This is a genomic window from Bradyrhizobium sp. G127 (genome assembly GCF_021502575.1).
Lineage (GTDB): Bacteria > Pseudomonadota > Alphaproteobacteria > Rhizobiales > Xanthobacteraceae > Afipia.
On sequence record NZ_JAKFGN010000002.1, the window covers coordinates 123,458 to 147,138 of the forward strand.

Consider the following 23,681-nt stretch of genomic DNA (forward strand, 5'->3'; position numbering starts at 1 on the left):
TCAGTTGCTCTCGTTCCAGGGGAGGCGGATCGTCGCCGCGGCGGTAGCGGCGATGCCTTCCTGCCGGCCGGTGAATCCAAGCCGCTCGCTGGTGGTCGCCTTCACAGCAATTCGTGATTGAGGAAGTCCGGTGATCTCCGCGATCTTCGCGCGCATCGCATCGCGCAGCGGGCCGATTTTCGGCGCTTCGCAGATCATCGTGACTTCAAGATTGGCGATGCGTCCGCCGCGCTGATGCACAAGACCGACCGCATGCTTCAGGAACTGGTCCGACGCGGCGCCCTTCCACTTCGGATCAGACGGCGGAAAGTGCGAGCCGATGTCGCCGTCGGCCAGCGCGCCGAGGATCGCATCGACAACCGCATGCAGTCCGACATCGCCGTCGGAATGGGCGAGGAAGCCGCGATTGAACGGCACGCGCACGCCGCACAGCATCAGGTGATCGCCGTCGGTCAGCGCATGCACGTCGTAACCGGTGCCGGTGCGGATGTCGCCGAGCATGGCGCCGAGCCGCGCTTCTTCCCGTGCAAAGTCTTCCGGTGTGGTCAGCTTCATGTTGGCAACATCGCCTTCAAAGGTCGCAACCGTCAATCCCGCCCATTCGGCAATCGCGGCGTCGTCTGTGAAATCGTCGCGGCCCTCGCGCGCGGCGCGGCGATGGGCTTCAAGAATGACATCGAAACGAAATGCCTGCGGCGTCTGCGCGATCCGCAAGTTCGCACGATCCGGCGTCGCGGTGATGGCGCCGGAGCCATCGACCACTTTCACGGTATCGGTGACGGGGACAACCGGAATCGCCGCGCCCGTGATCAGCGCTGCATCGATGGCGCGCGAGATGACCTTGTCGGTGACGAAGGCGCGGGCTGCGTCGTGAATGAGGACGATGTCCGGCGCCTGATCCGCCAAAGCCTCAAGACCCGCGCGCACCGATGCCTGCCGCGTCGCGCCGCCGCCCACGGGGGGCTGATACTTCAGATGACAGACGGCCTGATCGAAGATCTCGGCATCGTCCGGATTGCGTACCGGCTGCACCGCAAAGACGCCGGGATGGGTGCAAAACGGCTCCATCGCCCTCGAAAGGACGGTTTTACCGCCGATGGTCCGATATTGCTTGGGTCCGCCGGTCCCGGCCCGCAGGCCTCGGCCGGCGGCGACGATAATGGCGGCAGTCCGTTTTGACGTAGGCATGGGTAATTTAACGACCAGTGCGGATGGCTGAACGGGATATTGGCAGTATCAGGCGCTGCCCTTACCATATTCGGGCGGTTCACAGCATGATTCCGCATCCATGTGAACAATCAGGAAGAATTGTTGCGCCGCACTTGCATGCCGTTCAGAATTGGCTAAAGTGTAGGCATGATCGTAAGGTGCTTAGAAATTAAGCTATGCGTTCCTCGCAACGACGCGGGGTTCGCGAGAAAACGAGAAACGCAGTGAGTGGCATGACTCCGGCACGTCAGTCAGCCCTGACCATTGGCGATATCAAGATCGCCAATCGCGTCCTTCTCGCACCCATGTCCGGCGTGACCGATGCACCGTTTCGCCGCATCGCCGCGGAACTCGGCGCTGGTCTTGTTGTATCTGAAATGACCGCCAGCGATGATCTCGCCCGAGGCCGTCCGATGTCCGTCCTGCGCTGCGAGGCCACAGGCATCGGCCCGCACGTGGTGCAGCTCGCCGGTTGCGAAACGCACTGGATGACCGAAGGCGCGCGAATCGCGGAAGCCGCCGGTGCCGACATCATCGACATCAACATGGGGTGCCCCGCGCGCCATGTCACAGGCGGTCAGTCCGGCTCTGCACTGATGCGCGACCTCGATCATGCGCTTCGACTTATCGATGCGACGGTCTCCGCCGTCCGCGTTCCCGTGACGCTGAAAATGCGTCTCGGTTGGGATGAGAAATCCCTCAATGCGCCCGAACTGGCGCAACGCGCCGAAGCGGCGGGCGCCAAACTCATCACGGTGCATGGACGCACCCGTTGCCAATTCTACAAGGGCAGCGCTGACTGGAGCGCGGTGCGGCCGGTAAAGGACGCGGTGAGTATTCCGGTGGTCGTAAACGGTGACATCACTTCGTTTGAGCAGGCCCAAAGCGCGCTCGAAGCATCCGGCGCGGACGCCGTCATGATCGGGCGGGGCGCACAGGGCCGGCCCTGGCTGCCGGGACAGATCGCCCGACGCCTTGAGGGCGGCACAATCGAGCCGACGCCGCAACTCACCGACCAGCTTGGCTACGTGTGCAGTCTCTATGACCAGGTTGTCGATCATTATGGGCCGCATATCGGGCTGCGCCACGCACGCAAACATCTCGGCTGGGCGCTCGAAGTGGCGGCCAAGGGCAGCGCCGCATCGGCCGGCGTTCTCAAACGCTGGCGCCAGACCATTCTGACCGCTACCGATGCGGCTCACGTGCGCCGCTCGCTTCACGATGCCTTCGGTGAATTCGCCTGGAGCGCCGCTGCATGAGCAATGTCGCCGAAAAACGCCTCCCAACACTTGCGAGCAGCGACCTCATCCTGAACGCATTGCCGAATCCGGTGATGCTGATTGCGCCGGACGGCAAGATCGTCGATGCGAATATTGCAGCCGAATCCTTCTTCGAAACATCGATCCCGCATTTGCAGCGACAGATGCTGCGCGAACTGGTGCCGTTCGGCAGCCCGTTGCTGGCGTTGATCGATCAGGTTCGCCGCACCGGTTCGGCGGTGAACGAATATAAAGTTGATCTCGGCACGCCGCGCATCGGCGGCGATCGTCAGGTCGATCTCCATGTCGCGCCGCTCAGCGAGCGGCCGGGACATATCGTGGTGATGCTGCAGGAGCGCACCATCGCCGACAAGATGGACCGGCAATTAACCCATCGCAGCGCGGCGCGCTCGGTGATCGCACTCGCGGCGATGCTGGCACACGAAATCAAGAATCCGCTGTCAGGTATCCGTGGCGCAGCGCAACTGCTCGAGCAGGCCGCATCGCCGGAAGACCGCACGCTGACGCGGCTGATTTGCGACGAGGCCGACCGCATCGTGACGCTTGTGGACCGCATGGAAGTGTTCGGCGACGAGCGTCCCGTGGCCCGCGGGCCAGTCAACATTCATTCGGTGTTCGACCACGTCAAGCGGCTTGCGCAGTCCGGCTTCGCCCGCAACATCAAGTTTGTCGAGGAGTACGATCCGTCGCTGCCGCCGGTGCTGGCCAATCAGGATCAGCTTATTCAGGTGTTTCTCAATCTGGTGAAGAACGCGGCCGAAGCCGTTGCAGACCTCGGTACCGATGGCGAGATCCAGTTGACCACCGCGTTCCGGCCCGGTGTGCGGCTGTCGGTCCCCGGCAAGAAATCACGCGTATCGCTGCCGCTGGAATTCTGCGTGAAGGATAACGGTCCGGGCGTGCCGGACGATCTTCTCGCCAATCTTTTCGATCCGTTCGTGACGACCAAGCCGACGGGGAGTGGCCTTGGCCTCGCCCTCGTCGCCAAGATCGTCGGCGATCACGGCGGCATTATCGAATGTGAATCACAGCCGCGGAAAACCACGTTCCGCGTGCTGCTGCCGATGTACAACGCATCCAAAAATCAAAATCACAGCAATAGCGACGAGCGCCCGGGAACGCCGTCGCATGCCTCACAGACCGCAGATGAGGACTAACAAAAATGCCCGCAGGTAGCATACTTGTTGCAGACGACGACACCGCCATCCGGACGGTGCTCAATCAGGCGCTGTCACGCGCGGGATACGAGGTCCGGCTGACCGGAAACGCAGCCACGCTGTGGCGCTGGGTCAGTCAGGGTGAGGGGGATCTGGTTATCACCGACGTTGTGATGCCGGACGAGAACGCGTTCGATCTGCTGCCACGTATCAAGAAGATGCGGCCCAATCTGCCGGTCATCGTCATGAGCGCGCAGAATACATTCATGACCGCGATCCGCGCATCGGAACGCGGCGCCTACGAATATCTGCCGAAGCCCTTCGACCTCAAGGAGTTGATCGCGATCGTCGGTCGCGCCTTGTCGGAGCCGAAGGAGCGCCCCACCGCCGTCAAGGATGAGGGCGAGTTCGATTCCATTCCCTTGGTCGGCCGCTCGCCGGCAATGCAGGAAATCTATCGCGTCCTCGCCCGTCTGATGCAGACCGATCTCACCGTGATGATTTCCGGCGAGTCCGGCACCGGCAAGGAACTGGTAGCGCGCGCGCTTCACGACTACGGCAAACGCCGCAACGGTCCCTTCGTAGCCGTCAACATGGCCGCGATCCCGCGCGACCTGATCGAATCCGAATTGTTCGGCCATGAGCGCGGCGCGTTCACCGGCGCGAATGCGCGGGCGACTGGCCGTTTCGAGCAGGCCGAAGGTGGCACGTTGTTCCTCGACGAAATCGGCGACATGCCGATGGAGGCGCAAACCCGTTTGCTGCGCGTCCTGCAGCAGGGCGAGTACACGACGGTCGGTGGCCGCACCCCGATCAAGACTGACGTGCGGATCGTTGCGGCCAGCAACAAGGATCTGCGCATTTTGATTCAGCAGGGCCTGTTCCGCGAGGACCTGTTCTTCCGTCTCAACGTGGTGCCGCTGCGTCTGCCGCCGTTGCGTGAGCGCATCGAGGATCTGCCCGATCTGATCCGGCATTTCTTCGCGCTAGCGGAAAAGGACGGCTTGCCGCCCAAAAAGCTCGACGCGCAGGCGGTCGAACGGCTCAAGCAGCATCGCTGGCCCGGCAACGTGCGCGAGCTTGAAAATCTGGCGCGGCGTCTGGCGGCGCTTTATCCGCAGGACGTCATCACCGGATCGGTCATCGAAGGCGAACTGGCGCCACCCGCCGTGGTCTCGGGCGGCAACATGCCGCAAAGCGTGGATAATCTCGGCGGGGCGGTTGAAATGTATCTGGCATCGCATTTCGCGGGCTTCCCGAACGGGCTACCGCCACCGGGCCTCTACCACCGCATCCTGAAGGAGATCGAGGTTCCGCTGTTGACGGCTGCACTTGCGGCCAATCGCGGCAACCAGATCAGGGCCGCGGACCTGCTCGGATTGAACCGGAACACGCTGCGCAAGAAAATCCGCGATCTGGATATTCAGGTTTATCGCAGCGGCGGCTAGGCGAGGGCAGTGGCATTCCGGTAACGGCAGCAATCTTGTCAGGCAGCCGTTCAGCTTAGAACCGGTAGAAGGTGCTGTGCCATAGTGGCCACGCCTAGGAAATGTCGCAATTCAGCAACATTGTGGTATGAATGCATCACTGGGCACGGCAACCGCCGTGTGCCGGCTCAAATTTGGCCTGACCCAATCCCGGCATGACCACAGCAGAGACGTCGGCCCAAAGCTTCGATCCGTCGGTAGCCGAGTCGCCCGGCCGGCCATTGCGCCGCCTGTTCGCTCCGGTCGCGGTGGGCTTGGCGCTGCTGTCGGCCTTCCTCACCTTCGTTGTTTTGACCGGGTTGACGCCGATTGCGCCCACCCATCAGGTGGTCGTCACCTTCCTGCTGATCAACGGCGCGACCATCCTGCTCCTGCTGGGCATCATCGCCCGCGAGGTCTGGCAGGTGGTTCAGGCCCGGCGCCGCGGACGTGCCGCCGCCCGACTGCATGTCCAGATTGTCAGCCTGTTCTCGGTGATCGCGGTGTTGCCGGCGGTTCTGGTGTCAATCGTCGCCAATGTCACCATCGATCGCGGTCTCGACCGACTATTCTCGGTGCGAACGCGTGCGGTAATCGAGAATTCGCTGATCGTTGCCAATGCCTATGTTTACGAGCACGCACAGCTCATCCGCGGCGACATTATCGGCATGTCGAGCGACATTGCCCGCGCCCGACCGCTGTTCGATCAGGATCGCCAAACCTTCCGCAACATTCTCACGTCGAGTGCAGCGTCCCGCAATCTTCCGGGCGCGATGATTATCGACAAGGACCGCAATATTCTGGAGACCGCAGCCACCGGCATCCGGCAGGATTTCCAGACTCCCGCGGGGGATTTTCTCCGCAACGTGACCGAGGACGAGCCGCAGATCGGCGTCTTCATCGAGCAGAATTACGTCGCCGCGGTCATTCGTCTGCGCGCCTTCGACAACACATTTCTCTACGTCGCGCGGCTGCTCGACCCGCGCGTGGTCGCGCAACTCAGGCAGACGCAGGATAGCGTCAAGGAATATGCCGAGCTTGAATCGCGCCGGCTCGGAATTCAGGTCGCATTCGCACTGATGTTTACGGTGATCGCACTGACGGTGCTGATGTCGTCGGTACTGATCGGCCTGAATTTCGCCAACTGGCTGGTGGCGCCGATCCGGCGGCTGATGGGCGCGGCCAAACTCGTCTCCACCGGAGACCTCCATGTCCAGGTGCCTGTGATCAAATCCGAAGGCGACCTCGCCAATCTCGGCGAGACCTTCAACAAGATGACGCAGGAGCTGCGGACCCAGCGTGACGATCTTGTCAATGCGAGCGGCCTGATCGACAGCCGCCGCCGGTTCATCGAAGCGGTTCTGTCATCGGCGAGCGCAGGTATCATCGGCGTCGATGGCGACGGCAAGATCGCCGTCCTCAACCGTTCGGCAGAAAAACTGATCGGACATTCGGAATCGGAAGTGATGGGCAAGCCGTTGTCCGAAATCGTTCCGGAACTCGACGACTTGATGGCGACGGCGCGCAGCAGTGCGCAGCGCCTTTTACAGGGCCAGATCGACGTCAGCCGCGACAATATCTCGCGCAATCTCTCGGTGCGCGTCAGTTCGGAGCAGACCGGACAATCGAATGAGAGTTACATCATCACGCTTGACGACATCACCGAACTGGTGACGGCGCAGCGCACATCGGCGTGGGCGGACGTCGCCCGCCGTATTGCGCACGAGATCAAGAATCCGCTGACGCCGATTCAGTTGTCCGCCGAACGTATCCGCCGCAAGTTCGGCAAGGTGATTACAGAAGACCGGCCGATCTTTGACCAATGTACAGATACAATCATCCGCCAGGTCGACGATATCCGCAGAATGGTCGATGAATTCTCCAAGTTTGCGCGGATGCCGAAGCCTGTCATCGAGGGCGAAGATGTCGCGGACACTGTCCGTCAGACGGTATTTTTGATGCGGGTCGGATATCCCGACGTCGATATCGAAGTCGACATCAAACAGGAGCCCATGCTCGCGAAGTTCGACCGGCGGCTAATTTCACAGGGGCTGACGAACATTATCAAGAACGCGACGGAAGCCATCGCGGCTGTTCCTCCTGGAGAAATCGAGCGCGGGCGCATCGACGTCATCGCCGCGCGCGAAAACGACGATATCGTGATCGATGTTGTGGATAACGGAATTGGGCTGCCCAAAGAAAGCCGTGCACGGCTGCTTGAGCCTTACGTCACCACCCGCGAGAAGGGCACCGGCCTCGGCCTCGCAATCGTCGGCCGTGTTCTGGAGGATCACGGTGGACGTATCGAACTGAACGACGCATCCGTACTGCGTCCCGGCGCACGGGGTGCATGGGTGCGAATGAGATTCTCCATCTCGGGACAGGCGAAAGACGCTGCGACCGAAGAGCCAAAAACAGAAATAGAAGCCGTAACCGGCAATTGACAGAGCGGGCGTGATTCATGGCGAATGATATTTTGATCGTCGATGACGAAGCTGACATTCGGGACCTCGTCGCGGGCATTCTCGACGATGAGGGTTTCAAGACGCGCACGGCGCGCGACAGCGACACCGCGCTCGCTGAGATTTCCAGTCGCCGACCGAACTTGATTTTCCTCGATATCTGGCTGCAAGGCAGCAAGCTGGACGGCCTGCAACTGCTCGAGCAGATCAAGCGCGAACACCCCGAAGTGCCCGTGGTGATGATTTCGGGCCACGGCAACATCGAGACAGCGGTCGCTGCGATCAAGCGCGGCGCATATGATTTTATTGAAAAGCCGTTCAAGGCCGACCGCCTGATCCTGGTGGCGAACCGCGCACTGGAAACATCGCGCCTCAAACGCGAAGTCCGCGAACTCAAACAGCATGCGCCATCGTCCGGCACGCTCATCGGCCGATCACCCTGCATGAACCAGTTGCGCCAGACCATTGATCGGGCGGCCAAGGCCAACAGTCGCATCATGATCGTCGGCCCGTCGGGCGGTGGCAAGGAGCTAGCGGCGCGCACGCTGCATGCGATGTCGAGCCGCGCGGAGGGACCTTTCGTCGTCATCAACGCTGCGGCGATCACCCCGGAGCGGATGGAAGTCGAACTGTTCGGCGTCGAATTGTCCGACGGTGAAACCGGCCGCAAACCGGGCGCTCTCGAAGAGGCGCACGGCGGTACATTGTTCATCGACGAGATCGCCGACATGCCGCGCGAAACCCAGAACCGGATTTTGCGGGTGCTGGTGGACCAGACTTTCCAGCGCGCAGGCGGCACCACCAAGGTCAGCGTGGACGTGCGCATCGTTTCGTCGACAGCGCGCAATCTGGAAGCCGAGATCGCGGAGGGAAAATTCCGCGAGGACCTTTATCATCGACTGTCGGTCGTTCCGATCCGCGTTCCGCCGCTGTCGGAGCGGCGTGAGGATATTCCCGAACTGGTCGAATATTTCATGGATCAGATTTCATCAGCGACCGGCCTGCCGAAACGGCGGATAGGCGAAGACGCGATGGCAGTGCTGCAATCGCATGTCTGGCCGGGCAACGTCCGCCAGTTGCGCAACAATGTCGAGCGCGTGATGATCCTTGCGGGCGGCGATGCTGAGGCCGCCATTACAGCGGACATGCTGCCGCAGGACGTCGGCTCGATGATTCCTGCGATGCCGACGGGTAACAACGGCGAGCACATCATGGGCCTGCCGCTGCGCGAAGCTCGCGAGGTGTTCGAGCGCGACTATCTGATCGCGCAGATCAGCCGCTTTTCCGGCAACATCTCGCGCACGGCGGAGTTTGTCGGCATGGAGCGCTCGGCGCTGCATCGCAAGCTCAAGGCGCTGGGCGTGGGGTAGTTAAATGTCCCGCATTGCCTATGTGAACGGCCAGTACCGCGACATGCGCGACGCCAGCGTGAATATCGAGGACCGTGGCTATCAATTTTCCGATGGCGTTTACGAGGTCTGCGAGATCCGCGGCGGCAAGGTCGTCGATCTGCCGCGGCACATGACGCGGTTGCAACGCTCGCTGCGCGAGTTGCGCATCGATATGCCAATGCCGTTGCCGGCGCTGGAAGTCGTGATTCACGAAACGGTGCGGCGCAATCGCGTCGCCTACGGTATCGTCTATCTGCAAGTGACGCGTGGCGTGGCGCGGCGCGACCATGCGTTTCCGGTCAAGCCGGTGAAACCTGCCATTGTTGTAACGGCCCGCGGCCTCAATTTCCGGAAGAATCAAGATACCGCTGCGCGCGGCATCGGCGTCATCACCATTCCCGAAAATCGCTGGCCACGCGTCGATATCAAATCGGTATCGCTGTTGCCGAATGTGCTGGCGAAGCAGCAGGCCCGAGAGAACGACGCCTACGAGGCATGGTTCGTTGATGGTGAAGGCCACGTCACGGAAGGCGCGTCGAGCAATGCGTGGATCGTCACCAGGGACGGCAAGGTCATCACCCGATCGGCGAAGAGCGGCATCCTTGCGGGCGTCACCCGCGCGGTGCTGACGAATGTGATGTCCGCGCTCCAAATCAAGTTCGAGGAACGTCCCTTCACACCGCAGGAGGCCTATGAGGCCGCCGAGGCCTTCGTGACGGCATCCAGCCAGATCGTCATGCCCGTGGTCCGGATCGACGGCCGCCCCATCGGCGACGGCAAGCCGGGAGCCATTTCCATGCGTTTGCGTGAAGAATTTCACCGTTTTTCGGATTTTTCCTAAGTTTTGCCGCCGTTTGGCGGCCCGTCCGACGCAACCGGTCTTGCCTAACATTCGGGCCTGTCCTTTAATCGCGGTGCAGCACCCGGAGGGGGATCTCAGGGACGCCGGCAGCCGAACCACGCCCCGAAGAGGGCAGGCTTGGCCCAAAAACAAGACTGCGGGATAAGAAAATGGCGGCAGACCGCGCACAGAATCTACAAGACACTTTCCTCAATCACGTTCGCAAAACCAAAACGCCTCTGACGATCTTTCTGGTCAATGGAGTGAAGTTGCAGGGCATTGTCACCTGGTTTGACAATTTCTGCCTGCTGCTCCGGCGGGACGGTCATTCGCAGCTTGTCTACAAGCATGCGATCTCGACCATCATGCCGGGCGCTCCCATCCAGTTGTTCGAAGGCGGCGAGGACGCGCCAGCTTGAGATTGAACTGATTTGGAACCCCGAAACTTCGACGGGGGCGTCGATCGTCCAGGATCGGCGCGGGGCGACACAGGGCGGGTGCTGGTCATCGGCCCGTACAAACGAGTGCGACGGGGCGACCCCGACGCGCCGACGGGTAACAATGGGGTTCGCGATCCGGATGCGCGGCTTGAAGAAGCCGCCGGTCTTGCGCGCGCAATCGATCTCACCGTGGCCCAAGCCATCGTTGCACCCCTGAGCGAAATCCGGCCAGCGACCTATCTCGGCAAGGGCAAGGTCGAAGAGATGCTCGGTCTCATCAAGGCCAACGATGTCGATCTGGTTGTTATGGATTGCGCATTATCGCCGGTCCAGCAGCGCAATCTCGAAAAGGAATGGAACGCGAAGGTACTCGACCGCACCGGCCTCATTCTGGAAATCTTTGGCCGCCGCGCGAAGACCCGCGAAGGCACCTTGCAGGTCGAACTCGCACACCTGAACTACCAACGCAGCCGTCTGGTTCGGTCGTGGACGCATCTCGAACGCCAGCGCGGCGGTTTTGGCTTCATGGGCGGCCCTGGCGAAACTCAGATTGAGGCGGACCGCCGGCTGATCGGCGATCGCATTTCCAAGATCGAAGCCGAACTCAAGAAGGTGCAGGCGACGCGCCGGCTGCACCGGGCAGGGCGCCAGCGGGTGCCATACCGCGTCGTCGCACTGGTAGGCTACACCAATGCCGGCAAGTCCACGCTGTTCAACCGGCTGACGCGCGCCGAGGTGCAAGCCGCCGACATGCTGTTCGCGACCCTCGATCCGACACTCCGCGCGCTGACGCTGCCCCATGGCGGCAAGGCGATGCTGTCGGACACTGTGGGATTCATCTCGGACTTGCCGACCATGCTGGTCGCGGCATTCCGCGCCACGCTGGAAGAAGTCATCGAGGCAGACGTCATCCTCCACGTTCGCGATATTTCGCATGAGGATGCCGAAGCCCAGCAGCACGACGTCGAAGGTGTGCTGCGGCAACTGGGCATTGATCCTGACGGCGGTCAGCGCATCATCGAGGTCTGGAACAAGATCGATCGCTTCGATGCGGAGGGCCGCGCCAATCTTGCCAACATCGCCGCACGGCGGCCGTTGGAGCGGCCATGCTTTCCAGTATCCGCCGAAACCGGAGAGGGCATCGACGCCCTGCTTGCCGCGATCGAAGATCGTCTTGCCGCAACGCGGGTGACGCTCGACCTGTCCATCGATGCCTCCGACGGGGCCGGAATCAGTTGGCTGCACCGCAACGCGGAGGTGCTAGACAAACACATGGAGAACGGACGGTACGCCATGACCGTGCGCGTCGACGAGACCAAGCGCGACATCACCATCGCCAAATTCGGTGCAGTACCAAGTACGCATTGACGAGGCGCGGTAGCGATCCCGCGCACGTAACTACCCTTCCGTCTTCGCCTCGTTCCAGAGCGCATCCATTTCGGCGAGTGTTGCCTTCTCCAGCGATGAACCGCGCGCAGCAAGAGCGCGTTCGATATAAGCGAAGCGCCGCTCGAATTTGGCATTTGTTGCGCGCAGCGCCATTTCCGGATCGGCCTTGGCATGGCGCGCCAGATTGACCACCGCGAACAGCAGGTCACCGGTTTCTTCCGCGACATGAGAGGCATCGCCGTGATCCAGCGCCGCTTCGATCTCGTCAGCTTCCTCGCGGATTTTCGCCAACACCGCACGCGGATCGTTCCAGTCGAATCCGACGGTCGATGCCGTGCGCTGCAAATCCATCGCGCGCGCCAAAGCCGGCTGGCTCTTCTTCACGCTTGCCAGCAGGCTTGGCTTTTCGTCAGGTGCTTCGCCGCGCCGCGCCGCACGCTCGGCTTTTTCTTCGGCCTTAATGCGCCCCCACAAGCCTTTGACCTCGTCGGGCGTGAGCTGTCCGGCCCGGTCGCCAAAGACGTGTGGGTGCCGCCGGATCATCTTAGTGCTGATCGCATTGACCACGTCGCCGAACTCGAACGCACCCTGTTCCTCGGCCATACGTGCATGGAACACCACCTGCAGCAGCAGATCGCCGAGTTCCTCCTTAAGGTCGTCGAGATCGCCACGCGCGATCGCATCGGCAACCTCATAGGCCTCCTCGATGGTGTAGGGCGCAATGGTCGCAAACGTTTGCTCCAAGTCCCACGGACAGCCGGTCTTCGGCGTGCGCAGCGCCGCCATGATCTCGAGCAGTCGGGAAATATCTTGGGAGGGGGGCATGGCACACCGCAGGCTTGAGCAGGTTCTGCCCTCTATGCCGCAATGGCAGCCCGTAGACAATTGGCGGCGCGGTGTCCGGGTGCTAAGTGCAGTCCCATGAGCGAGTTAGACCAGAACAACGCAGCCTTGGTGCTGTTCTCCGGCGGGCAGGATTCCGCGACATGCCTCGCTTGGGCGTTGTCGCGGTTCGACCGCGTGGAAACCATCGGATTTTCTTACGGCCAGCGCCATGCCATCGAACTCGAAAGCCGGGCCAAACTGATCGGCAGCATGACGGAGCTGCGGCCGGACTGGGCAGCTAAGCTCGGCGACAGCCACACACTGGATATTCCGACCCTCGGCGTGATTTCCGAGACGGCGCTGACCCGCGATACCGCGATTGAAATGGGCGAGGGCGGCTTGCCAAATACTTTCGTGCCCGGGCGCAATCTGGTGTTTCTCACCTTCGCCGCGGCCCTCGCGTATCGGCGCGGCCTCACCCACATCGTCGGCGGCATGTGCGAGACAGATTTCTCCGGCTATCCCGACTGTCGCGACGAGACCATCAAGGCGCTCAACGTCGCTCTTAATCTCGGCATGGCGCGTCCGTTCGAACTGCACACACCGTTGATGTGGCTTGACAAGGCCAATACCTGGCGGCTGGCGGAAGAACTCGGCGGCAGAGGTCTCGTCGATCTGATCATCGAGCACTCCCACACCTGCTACCTGGGCGAGCGGGGCGCGCGCCACGTGTGGGGCTACGGCTGCGGCGAATGTCCGGCGTGCGGCCTGCGCGCCAAGGGCTGGGCTGCCTACGCCGCTCAGGCCGACATTAACGCGCAATGATGCCTGCACAGCGCCGCCGTGCGGAAGGTTTGCTGTTTCTGGCGGCTTACATCGCCTGCATTCCGATCGCCAACTGGCTGATCCAGTACGTTGGCACGATCTGCCCGCCCGACGGCCCTTGTCTCATCCCCGTTGCGCCGGGCCTGATGGCTCCAAGCGGTGTGCTGATGGCAGGCCTTGCGCTGGTGCTGCGCGATTTGGTGCAGCGGCGGCTCGGCGTCGCTTACGGATTAGTAGCGATCGGAGCAGGGACCGCGATCTCGGCGGCACTGGCACCCGCGCCGCTGGTGGTCGCATCCGCCGTAGCGTTTCTGTTGTCCGAACTGGCTGACTTCGCGGTTTACACGCCGTTGCAGAAACGCGGCCTCGTTGTGGCCGTGGCAGCAAGCAGCTTCGTGGGGCTTGTGGCCGACTCGCTGCTGTTCCTGTGGCTCGCTTTCGGCAGCCTCGAATTTCTGGCGGGCCAAATCGTGGGCAAGGCTGTTATGGTCGTGCTGACGCTGCCGGCGATCGACTGGCTGCGCAATCGCGACGTGCGCCTTGGCATTTGAGTCGCAGTGGAGGAGGTGCCAATGTTGAAGCTCAAGCCCAACTGCGAATGCTGCGACAAGAATCTGCCGCCCGACAGCCGTGAGGCGATGATCTGCACCTTCGAATGTACTTTCTGCGCGACCTGCGCCGACACAGTCTTCAGCGGTATGTGCCCGAACTGCTGCGGCAACTTCGTGCCACGCCCAATTCGTCCGGCGGTCATGCTGCGAAAATATCCGGCTTCAACCGAGCGGCATTTGCGCGAACAGCCATGTCAGGCGAAAGCCGGCTGACAAAAGTACGGCAAGTCAGTCCTTACGGTTGTCGCCCACGCGCGGATGCTGTTGCCGCCATTGCCGCGGCGGCGTAAACGATCCCGTCCACAATCCGCGTCGGGCGGATTTTGCGTCCGCCTGCTGCGCTCCGTAAACATTTGCCTGACCCGAAGTCACCGCCCAGCCTTGCTCAACCATCCACGCGTTGATGTTTGCGCCGTCGGGCAGGGTACAGGTCGCCAGCGAGCGTCCGTACTGGTCGCGCGAATTCGGCTGACACGTCAGGTCGCGACCGCGAATATGGCTTCGCAACTGCGCCGACGCCTGCCGTCCGCACGGCCAGTCGCGACCCTGGGCATCGAGGCAGTTCTGATCGAGTTCGGGTGCGTCGATGTCGATCAAGCGAATTCGTGTGCCAGCGATCGTCAATGTATCTCCGTCGGCAACGAAGGCACTGCCGATGACCGGCGCATCCGGCACCCGCATCCAGCGCTCGGCCACATAGACACCAAGCGAGCCTATCAGCACGATCACCATAAGGGTCCAGCGCCGGGTATCCGAACCGTATCGAAGCGGTCTGCGTTGTGGTGGCCACTGTGTCATCGGGACGTTCCTGGCATCGAAAAGATCATCTACGAATGCCGGCTGTTCAGATGTGATGTGAACGTTTTGTGTCAGCCGCCTGTACGACGGCGAGTCATTCACCGAATTATCGGCGTCATCGGCTTGGGGTTCAAGCGCACCTTGCCAACAACTTTCGCCTGCGCCTATGTGCCAAATATGCGGCAGATTAGATCCGGCATCAGTGGGCCCATGTGTGAGAATATTCCGTGGTGGCAATCCGGCATCCTCTATCAGATATATCCACGTTCGTTTCAGGACTCGAACGGCGACGGCGTGGGCGATCTGCGCGGCATCATCCAGCGGTTACCCTATTTGTGCGAGCTGGGGGTCGATGCGCTGTGGCTGTCGCCGGTCTTTCCGTCTCCGATGGAGGATTTCGGCTACGACATTTCCGACTACACCGGGATTGATCCGCTGTTCGGCACGCTCAACGATTTCGATTCGCTGGTCACAGCGGCCCATGCTCGCGGCCTGAAAGTCATTCTCGATCTGGTTCCCAATCACACGTCGAACCAGCATCCGTGGTTCGTCGAGAGCCGCAGTTCAAAGGACAATCCGAAACGTGACTGGTACATCTGGCGCGATGGCCGCGGCGAGGGCGCTCCGCCGAACAACTGGCTCTCGGAGTTCGGCGGCAGTTCGTGGGAATTCGACGCCCGTACCGGCCAATACTACTACCACGCATTCCTGCGCTCCCAACCCGATCTGAACTGGCGCAACCCGGAGGTGCGCCACGCGATCCACGAGGTGATGCGCTTCTGGCTGCAGCGCGGCATCGACGGCTTCCGCGTCGATGTGATGTGGCATCTGATCAAGGACGAGTTGCTGCGGGACAATCCGGAAAATCCTGACTTCGAGCCGGGGCGGCAGCCCTACGAGCGCCTGATCCCACTGTATTCGACCGATCGGCCTGAGGTGCACACGGTCGTGGCCGAACTGCGTCAGGTCATCGACGCGTTCGACGATCGCGTACTGATCGGTGAAATCTATCTGCTGCCGGACAAGCTCGTGGCCTATTACGGCCGCGACCTTGCCGGCGCGCATTTACCATTTAACTTTGCGCTGATCTCGACGCCGTGGGCCGCACAGGCCATCGCGGAACTGATCGACGGCTATGAGAAGGCGTTGCCGCCTCGCGCATGGCCGAACTGGGTGCTCGGCAACCACGACCGTCGACGCATCGCCAGCCGTATCGGCGCTGATCAGGCTCGTGTTGCTGCGATGCTGTTGCTAACGCTCAGAGGAACGCCGACGCTGTATTATGGCGACGAGATCGGCATGCGGCAGGTCGAGATTCTGCCGGATCGGGTAAGGGATCCGTTCGAGAAAAACCTGCCCGGATTCGGTATCGGCCGAGACGGCTGCCGGACCCCGATGCCATGGGATGCCACGCTGCACGGCGGCTTCAGTACTGGAGAGCCGTGGCTGCCGCTTGACACAAATTTCGGCCGGGACAACGTGGCGGCCAAGCGGCAGAACGCAACATCGATGTTGAACCTGTACCGGGCGCTGATCGATTTGCGGCGCACGCGACCGGAATTGTCGCTGGGGAGCTACAGGCTCGTGAGCGTGACTGGCGAGGTGCTGGCGTTTGAGCGCGCGTATCGAGGCCAACGGCTGCTCATCGCGCTGAACCTCGGCGCAACATCCGTCACGTTGACGGACGTCACGATCAGCCTGCGCGGCCGCGTGATGCTATCGACTTACATGGACCGGCACGACGAGGCCACGGACGGAACGCTCGAACTGCGTGACGCCGAAGGGATCATCATTGCGCCCGAAGAATGATCGAGAACGAGGCGGAATGACGCGAGGGAGCCAGCATCAATGACGATGCTGAACATATCTTGGATTCGCATAAGGTATATTATGGAATATTTTATCTCAAAATGATTTCAAATAGATCGACCCAGACCCTCATCAAGTAATCGCAAAATTTGGCGACTTCTGCCTTCGATGGCCATACCGACCTTGATCCGTCGACATCATACCCGCCGGCCCATCCTGCGCCGCTTATGCCGCGCCTATGAGATCGGCCCAGCGCTGCTCTCGAATTCATACGGTGCTCAACCAGACATTAGCGCCGTGATCGCGCAAGGCCGTCCGATTCCCATCCACGATGGCTGCACGATCCCGGAACAGCAGATGTCACTCGAGGCACTTAATCATGAAACAGACAGAACCTCCGTCGTGTAGCTCGTCATTGGTTTTCATCGGCAAGAACAGCCACGGCAACTGGGTCGCGCAGGAACAAAACGGATTGTTCGGCGGACTCTTCATTAACCGGGCAGAAGCGGTCCGATACGCGCTCTTCGAGAACGGCCATCATCCTGAAGCGATCGTGCCAGCTCCCAGCACTCTTGAGCTGGACATGACCAGCAGCCCTACTCCACGCGGCCTTACGGAACCGCGAGAAAACCATTCGGATTACGACAGCTTCCGGCTGCGCCGCGTCGCATGACGCTACGCCTCACTCCAACGTTCGGGGATAAAGCAATGCTTCAGCTCAATTTCGACCTGACCCATGATCAGGTCATGGCGACCATGATCGATCTGACGCGTCCATCCATTCTGCATCGGATCATTGTCGCAGGCGGCGACAGCGCTGCGACTGAACTCGAACTGCGACACCACGGATTCCTGCGCGTGTCGATAACGAGCCGGTGCGTGCCGCATGGACAATATGCCGTCGGCATTGTCACAGGACAGCATTCGCTACAGGCCCTCGAAGCAGCTCTGGCCGAAATCTCGCCATTTCTGAGTGCCACGGCTGCGATCGCCGTGGTGATCGATTTTCGCGGCGAGGGTTCCAACATGAAGGTTCGGGAGAATCTGGAACGTCTCGGCTTCCGCATCGAAGCCGGCGTGAGATGCCATGAGCGTTTCGTGCTGTCGGCGCGGCGGCGAAATTTCAGCAACATGGCCAACGCAGCGTGACGACATCTCATGACCTTTTCGACGCACCATCCCGCCACATGGCTGACGGGTTATATTCCTGATCTTCCGACACCTTTCGACGACGCGGGCGAGGTCGATCTCGGAGCGTTCCGGCGGCTCTGCGAACGGCAGATCGCAGCCGGCGCAACCGCATTGGTGGTCGGTGAAACCACCGGCGAGGATTCCACGCTCGACCACGCCGAGCATACCGCCCTCGTTCGCGTCGCCGTCCGAGCCTCCAGAGGCCGTGCAGCGATTATCGCCGGTGCGGGATCGAACTCGACAAGCGAAGCCATCGAACTGACGCGGAGGGCGGAAGCTGACGGCGCCGACGCAGTGCTGTCCGTGACGCCGTATTACAACAAGCCTACGCAGGCCGGGATATATGCGCACTTCCGTTCGATTGCAGACAACACCCGGCTGCCGATCATTCTGCACGACGTCCCTTCCCGCACGGTGCGTGAGCTTGCCGACGATACCGTCGCACGACTGGCGGAATCGCCGCAGTTCGCTGGCCTCCGGGATGCAACCGGCGACCTTGCCCGGCCGCAACGCCTGCGTGTTCTGACAGGACCCCGGTTTCGTCTGCTGTCGGGCGACGATACAGCCGCGCCGGCTTTCCTGGTGCATGGCGGGGACGGCTGTATATCGATCACGTCAAACGTCATTCCGGAGATCTGCCAGCAGCTTTATCGATCCTGCAAGGAGGGGGATCTACAGGTCGCCAGAGCGCTGGCGATGCGCGTCGGACGCCTCACTGCCGCCTTATCGAAGGATTCGACGCCTGCTCCGCTCAAATATGCCCTGAGTCTGCTCGGATTGATGTCGCCGCGGCTGCGTCTGCCGCTCGTCGAACTTGCCGATTCGGCAAAGCCGGAGGTGGCCGCCGCCTTGAGGATCGTCAAAGACGCAGAGTGTTTTCAAGAAAATGTTCTATAGTTTCAGATGCCTATGAAAGATTTTGCTGAAATTACCGTGGGATCTTCAATTCGTTGCTGAATTTTGGGCTTGAGTTGGCCGTCACCCATGGCGAGCCTTCAGGCTCGCCTGAAGCTGTCGTATTGACCATGATTGACCGCGAAGGCAGCCGTTGTAGAACCGGGTAGCAAATTGCCTGCCCGGCGCCTTGGCGCCGCCGAGAGCAACGGCAAATCAGGGAGTCCGGATATGAGCAGCAGTCAGGGACAGTACAGCATCGGTCTGGACAAGACCCCTGCCAACTACGTGCCGCTGTCGCCACTGAGCTTCCTCGCGCGCAGTGCCAAGGTCTATCCGAACCACATCAGCACCGTCTATGAAGGCCGCAGCTTTACCTGGGCGCAGACCTCTGAACGCTGCAAACGTTTCGCGTCGTATCTCGCCAAACGTGGCATCGGTCGTGGCGACACGGTCGCGGCCATGCTGCCGAACATTCCAGCGATGAACGAACTGCATTTTGCTGTGCCGATGGCCGGCGGCGTGCTCAATGCGCTCAATATCCGGCTGGATGCGACGTCGATCGCATTTCAGCTCGATCACGGCGGCGCCCAAATCATTCTGGTCGATCCTGAATTCACCGGCGTGATTTCCGACGCGCTGGTCCTGATGAAGGGCCCGAAACCGCTCGTGATCGATGTAGACGATGCGGCGTTTTCAGGTGGCGAGCGGATCGGCGAACTGGAATACGAAGACGCGGTCGCGCTGGGCGATCCGGACTTCGCCTGGGTGCACCCTGAGGACGAATGGGACGCCATCGCGCTCGGCTATACCTCGGGCACCACGGGCAATCCCAAGGGCGTTGTAACGCATCACCGTGGTGCGTATCTCAACGCCACGAGCAACATTCTCGCGGGCAATCTCGGCCAGCATCCAGTGTATCTCTGGACGCTGCCGATGTTCCATTGCAACGGCTGGTGCTTCCCGTGGACGGTAGCGCTGTCGGCCGGGATTAATGTGTGCCTGCGAAAGGTTGATCCTGCTAAGATTTTCGAGCTGATCGCGGCCCACGGGGTTACCCATATGTGCGGCGCGCCGATCGTCTACAACACGCTGGTCAACGCGCCGATGGCCCCAAAGGGCAAGAAGGCCAAGCCGGTCGTCGGGTTGATCGCGGGCGCCGCGCCGCCAGTAGCGGTGCTTGAGGGCGCGGAGAGCATCGGCATCAAGATCACCCACGTCTACGGCCTGACCGAGGTCTATGGCCCCGCCTCCGTCTGCGCCGAGCAGCCCGGCTGGGACGATCTGCCGGCCGAAGAACGCGCGCAACTCAAGCGCCGCCAGGGTGTGCCCTATCCGCTTCAGGAAGCTGTCACGGTGCTCGATCCAGAGACCATGCGGGAAGTGCCGCGCGACGGCGAAACCATCGGTGAGGTCATGTTCCGTGGCAACATCGTGATGAAGGGCTACCTGAGGAACGAAAAGGCAACCAAGGAAGCCTTCGAGGGCGGCTGGTTTCACACCGGTGATCTGGGCGTGCTGGACAAGGACGGCTACGTCATCATCAAGGACCGCTCCAAGGACATCATCATCTCCGGCGGCGAGAATATCTCGTCGGTCGAGGTCGAGGACGTCCTGTACAAGCACCCGGCTGTGCTGTTCGCCGCCGTGGTTGCCAAGCCGGATTCGAAATGGGGCGAGGTGCCCTGCGCCTTCGTTGAACTGAAAGAAGGCGCGACGGCTACCGAGGCCGAGATCCTTGCCTACTGCAAAAGCGTGCTGCCGGGATTCAAGTCGCCGAAGGCGGTGATTTTCGGCTCGATCCCGAAAACCTCCACCGGCAAGATCCAGAAATTCGCGCTGCGCGAGCAGGCGGGATCCGCAAAGGCGATTTCGGCTTAGGCGACCGTCAACCGCATGCCGTCATAACCCGGCACAACGCCGTCCGGCAGCTTGCCGCGCAGCTCCTCGTAGTCGAGGTCGGAATGCAGGTTGGTCAGCACCGCGCGGCGCGGTTTGAACTTGTCGATCCAGGCCATCGCGTCATCCACGTTGAAATGACTCGGATGCGGCGCATAGCGTAGCGCATCGATGATCCATAGATCGAGATTCTCCAGGGTGGGCCAGCTTTCCTCGGGAATGTCGTGAAGATCCGGCGTATAGGCGGCATCGCCAATGCGGTAGCCGAGCGCCGGAATATTGCCGTGCTGAACCAGGAAGGCCGTCAGGGCGAGGGAACCGCCCTTCCCGTTGATGGTTTCGGTTTCGCTGGCCTCGATTGAACGTTTCTCGAGGATCGCCGGATAATCGCTGCCCGGGGCCTGGTCGAAGCAATAAGCAAAGCGCGTGAGAATGTCCCTGCCTGTCGATCTGTTGAGATAGACCGGAATGCGCTTTCGCTGGTGCATCACCACCGAGCGCAGGTCGTCGATGCCGTGGGTCTGGTCGGCGTGTTCGTGGGTGAGAAACACAGCGTCGAGATGATCGACATTGGCGTCGATCAACTGCTCGCGCAGGTCGGGCGAGGTATCAATCAGCACGCGCGTGATGCCGTTCGACCCCGCCTTCTCGGCGAGCATTGAACAGCGCCGGCGGCGGTTCTTCGGGTTGTTCGGATCACATGCGCCCCAGCCCAGCGCAGGCCGCGGTACGCCGGCAGACGATCCGGATCCCAGTATCGTAAGCGTCACCGTCATGCGGCTTTCGCGTCCGGGCGCGGCACCTTGGCGAACAGCCGAAAGAAATTCTCAGTGGTTTGTTGTGATATCTCTTCGAGCGACGTGCCGCGCGTCTCGGCGAGAACCTTCGCCGTCTCGACCACGAAGGATGGCTCGTTGCGCTTGCCGCGGAATTTTCCCGGCGCGAGATATGGCGCATCGGTTTCGACCATGATGCGGTCCGCCGGCAGTTCGGCAGCAATGTCGCGGATTGATTGCGAGTTCTTGAAGGTCAGAATGCCGGTGAAGGAAATCGACAGGCCAAGCCCGATAGCCTTCATCGCCAGCTCGCGCCCGCCGGTGTAACAATGCAGTACCGCCTTGAATGGACCTTTCGCCATCTCGTCGTCGAGAATGCGGCCGCACGCTTCGTCCGCCTCGCGGGTGTGGATCACCAGCGGCAATCCGGTGGCGCGCGCCGCGGCGATATGGGCGCGAAAGCCCCGCTCCTGCGCCTCCGGCGAGCCATCCCTATAAAAATTGTCCAGCCCCGCCTCGCCCAGCGCCACCACCTTGGGATGCATCGTCAAGGCGATTAGTTCGTCGGACGTGATGCCATCTTCCTCCTCGGCGTTATGAGGATGGGTGCCGACCGAGCAATAGACATTCGGAAATCGCGACGTTATCGCAAGCAGCCCGTCAAGTTTCCGCACACGTGTGGAGATCGTGACGATGCGGCCTATGCCAGCCGACTCGGCGCGCGCGACAATGCCGTCGAGATCGTCGGCGAAGTCGGGAAAATCGAGGTGGCAGTGGCTGTCAACAAGCATATCGCTTAACCCACCGCGTCGTCTTTTGGTTCGACATAACGCGGGAAAACCGGCGCGGGCGGCGGCAATTGCGTGCCGCCTTTGATCCGGGTTGCGAGTGCCGCGAAGTCACGCGCATCCGGTGCGATGCCGAGAATGTCGAGCAGCTTCGCGCACGCATCAGGCATCGCGGGCTGCGCCAGCATCGCGATCTGCCGCACGACTTCGGCGGTGACATACAGCACCGTCTGCTGGCGTGCGGGATCGGTCTTCGCCAGCGCCCACGGCGCTTCGCCCGCGAAGTATCGGTTGGCTTCGGCGACAACCGCCCAGATGGCATTCAGCGCATGGTGAATCTGCTGCGTGCTCATTGCGGCGCGCACCTGATCAAGCATGCCGTCCGCCATCGCGAGAATGGCGTTGTCATTGTCGCTGAATGCGCCCGGCTCAGGCAACACGCCGCCATATTGCTTGCCGATCATCGACAGCGACCGCTGCGCCAGATTGCCGAGGTCATTGGCAAGATCCGCATTGGTGCGCGCGACGATGGCTTCATGGTTGTAGTTACCGTCCTGACCGAACGGCACCTCGCGCAGGAAGAAATAACGGAGCTGATCAACGCCGTACGTATCCGCAAGACTGAACGGATCGACCACGTTGCCGACCGACTTCGACATTTTCTCGCCACGGCTGAACAGGAAGCCGTGCGCAAACACGCGCTTCGGCAGCGGAATGCCGGCCGACATCAGGAAGGCAGGCCAGTACACCGCATGAAAGCGGATGATGTCCTTTCCGATGATATGCACATCCGCCGGCCAGTAGTTCCAGTTCGCGTCGTTCTCATCCGGAAAGCCGACGCCGGTAAGGTAGTTCGTCAGGGCATCGACCCAGACGTACATCACATGCTCTTCGTCACCCGGCACCTTGACGCCCCAGTCAAACGTCGTGCGCGAAATCGACAGATCCTTCAGGCCGCCTTTGACGAAACTGATGACTTCATTTTTGCGCGAGTCCGGGCCGATGAAATCGGGCTGGCTTTCGTAGAGCGCGAGCAGCTTGTCCTGATAGGCGGAGAGGTTGAAGAAGTAGCTCTTTTCCTCTACCCATTCCACGGGTGTGCCCTGCGGACCGCGGCGCACGTTGTCCTCGCCAACGACGGTTTCATCTTCGGCGTAATACGCTTCGTCGCGCACGGAATACCAGCCGGCGTAGCTGTCGAGATAGATGTCGCCGTTCGCGGCCATCCGCTTCCAGATTTCCTGCACCGACCGGTGATGCTGTTCTTCCGTCGTACGAATGAAGCGGTTGAACGAGACGTTCAGTTTCTCGTCGAGCTTGCGGAGCAGGCCGGCATTTCGCGTAGCCAGCTCAAGCGTCGGGATGCCCTCCTTCTGCGCGGTCTGGACCATTTTCTGACCGTGCTCGTCGGTGCCGGTCAGAAAGAACACCTCTTTGCCTTCGAGGCGCTGGAAGCGTGCCAGTGCATCGGTCGCGATCGCCTCATAGGCGTGGCCAATATGCGGCGCGCCGTTCGGATAAACGATCGCGGTAGTGATGTAGAAAGAATTCTTTGAGCAGACGTTCGCGACACTCTGCGCAGCAGCCTGCGGTTTGGGGGGCGCCGGTCTTGCTGGTGCTTTTGTCACCG

22 protein-coding genes are annotated in these 23,681 nt (G+C 61.3%); 16 read left to right on the forward strand and 6 right to left on the reverse strand.

The features are described from left to right. A complete protein-coding gene (locus LVY71_RS12495) occupies positions 1 to 1,188 on the reverse strand; it encodes a bifunctional 2-C-methyl-D-erythritol 4-phosphate cytidylyltransferase/2-C-methyl-D-erythritol 2,4-cyclodiphosphate synthase (RefSeq protein ID WP_235100210.1) in 1,188 nt (395 codons plus the stop codon). A 254-nt stretch (positions 1,189 to 1,442) separates the two neighbouring features. Between LVY71_RS12495 and dusB the strand changes: the two genes are divergently transcribed. The 8 genes from dusB (at position 1,443) to hflX (ending at position 11,614) form a co-directional block, all read left to right on the forward strand. Further along, a complete protein-coding gene (dusB, locus tag LVY71_RS12500) occupies positions 1,443 to 2,468 on the forward strand; it encodes a tRNA dihydrouridine synthase DusB (RefSeq protein ID WP_235101481.1) in 1,026 nt (341 codons plus the stop codon). Next, positions 2,465 to 3,646 carry a two-component system sensor histidine kinase NtrB gene (locus LVY71_RS12505; protein WP_235100211.1) on the forward strand — a complete coding sequence of 394 codons (1,182 nt, stop codon included), beginning with the start codon at positions 2,465 to 2,467 and terminating at the stop codon, positions 3,644 to 3,646. The genes dusB and LVY71_RS12505 overlap by 4 nt, the downstream gene beginning before the upstream one ends. A gap of 5 nt (positions 3,647 to 3,651) precedes the next feature. After that, entirely contained in the window at positions 3,652 to 5,094 is a 1,443-nt protein-coding gene (ntrC, locus tag LVY71_RS12510) for a nitrogen regulation protein NR(I) (protein WP_235100212.1), read from the forward strand. A 194-nt stretch (positions 5,095 to 5,288) separates the two neighbouring features. Then, entirely contained in the window at positions 5,289 to 7,556 is a 2,268-nt protein-coding gene (locus LVY71_RS12515) for a sensor histidine kinase NtrY-like (RefSeq protein WP_235100213.1), read from the forward strand. A 17-nt stretch (positions 7,557 to 7,573) separates the two neighbouring features. Beyond that, complete coding sequence (gene ntrX, locus LVY71_RS12520; RefSeq protein ID WP_235100214.1) at positions 7,574 to 8,944, forward strand: nitrogen assimilation response regulator NtrX; 1,371 nt, start codon at positions 7,574 to 7,576, stop codon at positions 8,942 to 8,944. 4 nt (positions 8,945 to 8,948) lie between these two features. Further along, entirely contained in the window at positions 8,949 to 9,806 is an 858-nt protein-coding gene (locus LVY71_RS12525; RefSeq protein WP_235100215.1) for a D-amino-acid transaminase, read from the forward strand. A 170-nt stretch (positions 9,807 to 9,976) separates the two neighbouring features. Further along, positions 9,977 to 10,225, forward strand: a complete 249-nt coding sequence (hfq, locus tag LVY71_RS12530; protein ID WP_006020546.1) for an RNA chaperone Hfq — start codon at positions 9,977 to 9,979, stop codon at positions 10,223 to 10,225. 12 nt (positions 10,226 to 10,237) lie between these two features. After that, a complete protein-coding gene (hflX, locus tag LVY71_RS12535) occupies positions 10,238 to 11,614 on the forward strand; it encodes a GTPase HflX (RefSeq protein ID WP_235100216.1) in 1,377 nt (458 codons plus the stop codon). A gap of 30 nt (positions 11,615 to 11,644) precedes the next feature. On the opposite strand, the gene mazG is transcribed toward hflX, so the two are convergent. Then, entirely contained in the window at positions 11,645 to 12,460 is an 816-nt protein-coding gene (gene mazG / locus LVY71_RS12540; protein WP_235100217.1) for a nucleoside triphosphate pyrophosphohydrolase, read from the reverse strand. A gap of 96 nt (positions 12,461 to 12,556) precedes the next feature. Here mazG and queC point away from each other — a divergent pair, with 96 nt between their 5' ends. Genes queC through LVY71_RS12555 form a run of 3 tightly spaced genes read left to right on the forward strand, consistent with a single transcriptional unit; the run spans position 12,557 to position 14,109 of the window. Continuing rightward, positions 12,557 to 13,285 carry a 7-cyano-7-deazaguanine synthase QueC gene (gene queC / locus LVY71_RS12545; RefSeq protein WP_235100218.1) on the forward strand — a complete coding sequence of 243 codons (729 nt, stop codon included), beginning with the start codon at positions 12,557 to 12,559 and terminating at the stop codon, positions 13,283 to 13,285. Then, positions 13,285 to 13,836, forward strand: a complete 552-nt coding sequence (locus tag LVY71_RS12550) for a VUT family protein (RefSeq protein ID WP_502797599.1) — start codon at positions 13,285 to 13,287, stop codon at positions 13,834 to 13,836. Before queC ends, LVY71_RS12550 begins: the two co-directional genes overlap by 1 nt. A 21-nt stretch (positions 13,837 to 13,857) precedes the next feature. Then, positions 13,858 to 14,109, forward strand: a complete 252-nt coding sequence (locus LVY71_RS12555; protein WP_235100220.1) for a DUF1272 domain-containing protein — start codon at positions 13,858 to 13,860, stop codon at positions 14,107 to 14,109. Positions 14,110 to 14,124: 15 nt separating this feature from the next. On the opposite strand, the gene LVY71_RS12560 is transcribed toward LVY71_RS12555, so the two are convergent. Continuing rightward, entirely contained in the window at positions 14,125 to 14,694 is a 570-nt protein-coding gene (locus tag LVY71_RS12560; RefSeq protein ID WP_349629888.1) for a thermonuclease family protein, read from the reverse strand. A 210-nt stretch (positions 14,695 to 14,904) separates the two neighbouring features. Here LVY71_RS12560 and LVY71_RS12565 point away from each other — a divergent pair, with 210 nt between their 5' ends. From LVY71_RS12565 to LVY71_RS12585, 5 genes are all read left to right on the forward strand, one after another. Beyond that, positions 14,905 to 16,503 carry an alpha-amylase family glycosyl hydrolase gene (locus LVY71_RS12565; protein ID WP_235100221.1) on the forward strand — a complete coding sequence of 533 codons (1,599 nt, stop codon included), beginning with the start codon at positions 14,905 to 14,907 and terminating at the stop codon, positions 16,501 to 16,503. Positions 16,504 to 16,882: 379 nt separating this feature from the next. After that, positions 16,883 to 17,176: a hypothetical protein gene (locus tag LVY71_RS12570; protein WP_235100222.1), complete on the forward strand. Its 294-nt coding sequence runs from the start codon at positions 16,883 to 16,885 to the stop codon at positions 17,174 to 17,176. Between the two features lie 35 nt (positions 17,177 to 17,211). Next, positions 17,212 to 17,652 (forward strand): hypothetical protein, encoded by a 441-nt coding sequence (locus LVY71_RS12575; RefSeq protein ID WP_235100223.1) that lies wholly within the window; start codon positions 17,212 to 17,214, stop codon positions 17,650 to 17,652. A gap of 9 nt (positions 17,653 to 17,661) precedes the next feature. After that, on the forward strand, positions 17,662 to 18,591 hold the full coding sequence (gene dapA, locus LVY71_RS12580; RefSeq protein ID WP_235100224.1) for a 4-hydroxy-tetrahydrodipicolinate synthase: 930 nt from the start codon (positions 17,662 to 17,664) through the stop codon (positions 18,589 to 18,591). A 228-nt stretch (positions 18,592 to 18,819) separates the two neighbouring features. Then, a complete protein-coding gene (locus LVY71_RS12585) occupies positions 18,820 to 20,469 on the forward strand; it encodes an acyl-CoA synthetase (protein ID WP_235100225.1) in 1,650 nt (549 codons plus the stop codon). Here the strand turns inward: LVY71_RS12585 and LVY71_RS12590 are convergent. Genes LVY71_RS12590 through metG form a run of 3 tightly spaced genes read right to left on the reverse strand, consistent with a single transcriptional unit; the run spans position 20,466 to position 23,679 of the window. Continuing rightward, positions 20,466 to 21,263 carry an MBL fold metallo-hydrolase gene (locus LVY71_RS12590; RefSeq protein ID WP_235100226.1) on the reverse strand — a complete coding sequence of 266 codons (798 nt, stop codon included), beginning with the start codon at positions 21,261 to 21,263 and terminating at the stop codon, positions 20,466 to 20,468. The two genes, LVY71_RS12585 and LVY71_RS12590, sit on opposite strands and share 4 nt — an antisense overlap. Beyond that, positions 21,260 to 22,054 carry a TatD family hydrolase gene (locus tag LVY71_RS12595; RefSeq protein ID WP_235100227.1) on the reverse strand — a complete coding sequence of 265 codons (795 nt, stop codon included), beginning with the start codon at positions 22,052 to 22,054 and terminating at the stop codon, positions 21,260 to 21,262. Before LVY71_RS12595 ends, LVY71_RS12590 begins: the two co-directional genes overlap by 4 nt. A gap of 5 nt (positions 22,055 to 22,059) precedes the next feature. Next, complete coding sequence (metG, locus tag LVY71_RS12600) at positions 22,060 to 23,679, reverse strand: methionine--tRNA ligase (RefSeq protein ID WP_235100228.1); 1,620 nt, start codon at positions 23,677 to 23,679, stop codon at positions 22,060 to 22,062. Positions 23,680 to 23,681 lie beyond the last annotated feature (2 nt).